Source organism: Ruminococcus sp. (genome assembly GCF_016283395.1).
Map to the genome: position 1 here is coordinate 1 of NZ_JAEEMU010000004.1, position 5,404 is coordinate 5,404.

5 protein-coding genes are annotated in these 5,404 nt (G+C 45.0%); all 5 read left to right on the forward strand.

All coding sequences use genetic code 11. The features are described from left to right. The first annotated feature begins 108 nt into the window (after nt 1-108). The 5 genes from QZZ41_RS00095 (at nt 109) to QZZ41_RS00115 (ending at nt 5,277) form a co-directional block, all read left to right on the forward strand. Complete coding sequence (locus QZZ41_RS00095; protein WP_295066510.1) at nt 109-882, forward strand: SigB/SigF/SigG family RNA polymerase sigma factor; 774 nt, start codon at nt 109-111, stop codon at nt 880-882. A 273-nt stretch (nt 883-1,155) separates the two neighbouring features. Then, a complete protein-coding gene (locus QZZ41_RS00100) occupies nt 1,156-2,466 on the forward strand; it encodes an ABC transporter substrate-binding protein (protein ID WP_295066513.1) in 1,311 nt (436 codons plus the stop codon). Next, a complete protein-coding gene (locus QZZ41_RS00105) occupies nt 2,463-3,335 on the forward strand; it encodes a carbohydrate ABC transporter permease (protein ID WP_295066516.1) in 873 nt (290 codons plus the stop codon). Before QZZ41_RS00100 ends, QZZ41_RS00105 begins: the two co-directional genes overlap by 4 nt. A gap of 2 nt (nt 3,336-3,337) precedes the next feature. Beyond that, the gene (locus tag QZZ41_RS00110; protein WP_295066518.1) at nt 3,338-4,165 is read left to right on the forward strand and encodes a carbohydrate ABC transporter permease; all 828 of its coding nucleotides are present in this window, start codon (nt 3,338-3,340) and stop codon (nt 4,163-4,165) included. Then, complete coding sequence (locus QZZ41_RS00115) at nt 4,162-5,277, forward strand: glycoside hydrolase family 88 protein (RefSeq protein ID WP_295066520.1); 1,116 nt, start codon at nt 4,162-4,164, stop codon at nt 5,275-5,277. Before QZZ41_RS00110 ends, QZZ41_RS00115 begins: the two co-directional genes overlap by 4 nt. The last annotated feature ends 127 nt before the right edge of the window (nt 5,278-5,404 follow it).

Consider the following 5,404-nt stretch of genomic DNA (forward strand, 5'->3'; position numbering starts at 1 on the left):
AAGGAGCAGCTATGCTGCTCCTTTTTCATGCCATTTTTTACCTGTGATTACAATAATCCAATAAGGCAATAATATCCTCGTAACCTGTTTTTACGGAGGATATTTTCAATGGCATACAATAAAGTCGTTATCGCGGGGATAAATACTTCGGAGCTGACCGTCCTGAAGGAAGATGAAAAGATCGCTCTGCTGAAAGAAATACGCGCCACAGGCAGCAAGGCTGCCAAGGATAAGCTCATAAAGGGAAATCTGCGCCTTGTTCTCAGCGTTATACAGCACTTCACAGGACGCGGCGAGGACATCGACGACTTATTCCAGATAGGGGTTATCGGACTTATCAAGGCTATAAACAATTTCGACCTCACAAAGGAAGTGCGCTTCTCTACCTACTGCGTACCAATGATAAGCGGTGAGCTGAGGCGTTACCTGAGAGACAGCAGCCACGTTAAGGTGAGCCGTTCGCTCCGTGATCTGGCTTATAAAGCTATACAAGCCAAGGAAAAGCTTACTTTCTCGCTTCAGCGTGAACCGACTACAGAGGAAATAGCCAATGAAGTCGGAGTCAAACGTTCAGAAATAGTCATCGCACTTGAAAGCATAAGCGATCCCGTATCGCTGTACGAGCCTGTTTACTCGGACTCTGAGGATAATCTCTACATTATGGATCAGATAAGCGATATCAACGATGTTGAAAGCTGTATGGACGAGCTTACTATCCGCGATGCCATAAAAGATCTTGGAGAACGCGAGAAGAATATCCTGTATCTCAGGTTCTTCCGCGGAAAAACTCAGGTGGAGGTCGCAAGTGAGATAGGTATATCTCAGGCTCAGGTCTCACGCCTTGAAAAAAGTGCGATAAAAAGGATTAAAAGCAGCATATAATATACTGTAAATAGGAAAGAAAAAACTGTGAAAAAGCCATGAGCCGTTAGCCATTAGCCGTATGTGTTCGCTTACGCTCACGTTATTTAAATAATTCGCCGAAGGCGACACAATTGCTAACAGCTAACGGCTAAAGGCTAAGGGCTTTTTTATTTACATGGACGGATAATGCTCCGTCCTTTTTATTTTGTTTGAATTTACTATTTTTCTATTGATTTTCAAGCGTAAATGATGTATAATTACTGTAATATCATTTATCCGGGATCTGAGAGTATGAAAAAAACATTTTTAAAGATCGCAGCTGTATGCTGCGCAATGTCACTCTCTGCCTGCTCGGCAAAAAAAGTACACAAAGTCACTAAGCCAGATGGGACACTTGATAAGTGCAGCCTGCGCTTTTCATGGTGGGGCGGTGACGACAGACACGAAGCTACTCTTAAAGCTATTGACCTGTGGAACAAAAAATATCCCGATATCACCATAACCCCCGAGTACGGAGGCTGGGACGGCTGGTCGGAAAAAGTCACTTCACAAGTCAGCAGCGGCACCGAACCCGATATTATGCAGATAAACTATGACTGGCTCATAGCCTTGTCACCTGACGGAAACGGTTTTTATGACCTCGGTGAGCTGAGTTCACAGCTTGATCTTTCTCAGTTCGATGACGAGGTGCTTTCATTCGGCAGAGTCGGCGGAAAGCTCAATGCTGTCACGGTATCGGTAAGCGGAAGAAGTCTTTTCTATAATTCCGAGGTTTTCAGCAAAATGGGGGCTGATTACCCCGAAACATGGAATGACCTTATTGCTCTCGGCAACAGCTTTGGTGCAGACGGGCTTTATCCTCTTGACCTCGATATACAGTCGGGAGGTACTGCATGGTATCTGGCAGTGGTGTACGTTCAGCAGCAGACAGGCAGACAGTTCATTACCCTTGACGGCAGGCTCGGCTTTACCGTCGAGGACATAAAAACTGCCCTCAGCTTCTATAAGCAGCTGGAGGAAAGCCATGTCATACGTACTGTAAGGACACGCACTGACGAGGACGGAAATGCTGCTCTGTATCAGTCCCCTGAGTTCATAGGCGGAAGAGTTGCGGGTGTTCTCGAATGGGGCAGCGCAGTTGGAAAATATGAATCGGTACTTGCTGAGGGGGTTCTTGAGGCAGGTCCTCTGCTCAGTAACGATAAAGGCTGCTCTGACGGCTGGATGATAAAGCCGTCGCTGCTGTATGCTGTATCTAAAAACACAGAACATCCCGATGAAGCGGCTGCTTTCATCAATTTCCTGCTCAATGACGAAGAATGTGCGAAAATACTTGGCACTACACGCGGCATACCTGCATCACACAAAGCAGAAGCCGCTTTGAAAAACAGCGGTGAGCTGAAAGGGCTCTCAAAGGAAAGCGACGATATCCTCCGCAATGCCGATACTGTCACAATAAGCCCTTACATGGAGCTTTCGCGCATGAAGGAATTCTATAACGAAGCTATAGAATCCGTATCCTACGGGACTGCCGATATTGACAGTGCAGCACAGCAGATGTTTGACTCAGTGAATAATTATCTGGAGAAGCTAAGAAAATGAAATCCCGAATTTACCGAAACCCTGTGGGCGTAAGCAAATTCACAGGTCTTGTATTGATACTCCCGTTCATTATTGGGGCGGTGCTTTTTATCCTGTATCCTTTTGTATGTTCCTTTGTTGTGGGACTTACCGATAACAGCGGTAGCCTGAGTTTCGGGAACTACAAAAATATCCTGTCTGACAGGAATTTTCGTCAGGCTTCAATGGTAACTCTTAAATATACAGCTGTACTTGTACCGCTTAAACTTGTAGTATCGCTCCTTGTGGCTCTGCTGCTCAACTGCGAACTGAAAGGTATCGGATTATTCCGCACAGCTTTCTACATACCTTCTATATTAGGCTCTAACCTTGCGGTCATAATAATGTGGCAGTACCTTTTCACCTCAGACGGACTGGTTAATCAGCTGCTTGGCGTATTGGGTATCGCTCCCGTAGGCTGGTACGGCGATACAAATGCCGCACTGTTTATAATAGTTCTGCTGAGAGTGTGGGAATTCGGCTCGACTATGGTCATATTCCTTGCTGCTCTCCGCGATATCCCAAAAGAACTGTACTATGCTGCAAAGGTGGACGGCTGCGACAGGATAAAGGCTTTTTTCTACATAACTCTCCCACAGATCAAAAATATCATCTTCATAAACCTTGTACTGCAAATAATTGCCGCAATGCAGGAATTCAACGCTCCTTATATGATAACAGGCGGCGGCCCACTGGGAAGTACCCGAACTATAGGTATGTACATTTATGATGAGATGTTCAGATACGGCGACGACGGAACTGCAAATGCTGTTTCGTGGCTGCTTTTCGTTATCATAGGCATTATCGTTATGCTGATGTACAAGTTTACTGACAGACTGAGGAGGGACTGACTATGAGAAAATTCCTTCTTTATCTCATACTTGCCGTCATAAGTATCATTATGCTGTATCCACTGCTCTGGCTGTTCGGTGCGTCATTCAAATCAAATGACGAGATATTCACAACTATCTGGTTCATGCCGAAAAGCTTTGACACAGATGTGTACAAAAAGGCATGGGAAACCGTTACACCCTACACTATGGGGCACTATTTCATCAATACTTTTCTGATAATCATACCAAAGACCGTATTTGCCGTGCTCTCCTCAGTGCTTGTGGCTTACGGCTTTGCAAGATTTGATTTTCCGATGAAGAAATTCTTCTTCGCGCTCCTTATATGCGGTATGCTGATGCCGTCTATCGTAACTATAATGCCGCAGTATTATATGTGGAGCAAGCTCGGTCTTCTTGATACATATGTACCTCTTACTCTCCCCTCTCTTTTCGCCTGTGAAGGTATGTTTGTATTCATACTTATACAGTTCATGAAAAGAGTGCCCATGGAGTTCGATGAGGCTGCACGCATGGACGGCTGCGGTACTTTAAAAACCCTGTTCTTTGTACTATTGCCTTGTATAAGACCTGCTGTTGTTTCCATTGCAGTCTTTACATTTCTCTGGACAATGAACGACTTCCTCTCACCTCTCATAATGATCCAGTCTGTTGAAAAATATCCCCTCTCCCTTGCGCTGAGACTATCCGTTGACAGTACGGGACAGGGATATGAACAGAAAAAAATAATCGCTATGTCAGTGATAGGTCTTATACCTTCTGTTGCAGTATTTGCTCTTGCGCAGAAAAAATTTATCAGCGGTATCACCGCAGGAGGACTCTCGGGATGACAAGACCTGATACTATCATAAAAAACTATATCGAAAACCTCATATTGACCTCTGAGCCGCTTTCTCCGCTTTGGAACGTTGAAAGCTCCGTTTATGGTAAAGCTTCCAAATGGAACTATATCGACAACTGCATGATAACAGCTCTTCTTATGCTGTACGATCTCAGCGGAGATGAAAGACTTCTCGGCTATTCCGTAAAATTCACGGATACCTATGTGAATAAGGACGGCAATATCCCTACAATAAACTACGCAGATTACAATCTCGATAATCTCAACGGCGGAAGAAATCTTATTAACCTCTGGAAACTCGCAGGTGCTGAGCATTACCGTCTCGGCTTTGAGAAGCTCTGGAACGAACAGGTGCTTCGTCAGCCCCGTCTCAGCTGCGGAAGCTTCTGGCATAAGGCTGTATATCCCGATCAGATATGGCTTGACGGAACTTACATGGCTCTGCCTTTTATGGCAGAATACGGAAAGCTCCACGATCTACGCGGTGTTATTGACGATGCGGAAAGACAGCTCTGCGACATCAAACGAATATCCCGCGATCCGAAAACAGGTCTTTACTATCACGGTTATGATGACACCAAAACTATGATATGGGCTGACAAGATCACAGGTCTTTCGCCGGAATTCTGGCTGCGCTCAAACGGCTGGCTGTGCGCCGCGCTGGCTGATACTTTTGAGATACTTGCGGATCAGCGCATAGGCAGACAGCTTGCGGAAATGCTGGGCGATATAACAAAATACTGCCGCGATGACGGTATGCTGTATCAGCTTCCGCTGAGGCCTGAGCTTGAAGGCAATTATCCCGAAACAAGCGGTACTCTCCTTGTGGCTTATGCTGCTCTGAAAGCTGCAAGGCTGGGTGTATGCGGAGACGATATTCGTCAAATCGGACTAAAAGCCTTCAACACCATTACCGAAAAATTCATTAACACAGAGTCGGAGATACCCGTCCTCGGAAATATTTGTCTCGTCGGCGGTCTCGGCGGTGAAAACGAACGTGACGGTTCACCCGGATACTACCTTAGTGAAAAGATAACCGAAAATGATGCAAAGGGCATAGCTCCTTATATCATGGCATTTACAGAGATTAAAAAGATGTAAAAATAATACTCTCCGAACAAAAATATTTGTTCAAAAACCAGCACTTATACTTGAAAAGTTCACACTTTTGTGATATAATATTTCCTGTAGGGATTACTACAAATATTTTTTTGTGAAAGGTGGTCTC

What these genes read in the sequence shown, in the direction of transcription:
- QZZ41_RS00095 (WP_295066510.1), top strand. Translation starts at nt 109, where the DNA reads ATGGCATACAATAAAGTCGTTATCGCGGGGATAAATACTTCGGAGCTG.
- QZZ41_RS00100 (WP_295066513.1), top strand. Translation starts at nt 1,156, where the DNA reads ATGAAAAAAACATTTTTAAAGATCGCAGCTGTATGCTGCGCAATGTCA.
- QZZ41_RS00105 (WP_295066516.1), top strand. Translation starts at nt 2,463, where the DNA reads ATGAAATCCCGAATTTACCGAAACCCTGTGGGCGTAAGCAAATTCACA.
- QZZ41_RS00110 (WP_295066518.1), top strand. Translation starts at nt 3,338, where the DNA reads ATGAGAAAATTCCTTCTTTATCTCATACTTGCCGTCATAAGTATCATT.
- QZZ41_RS00115 (WP_295066520.1), top strand. Translation starts at nt 4,162, where the DNA reads ATGACAAGACCTGATACTATCATAAAAAACTATATCGAAAACCTCATA.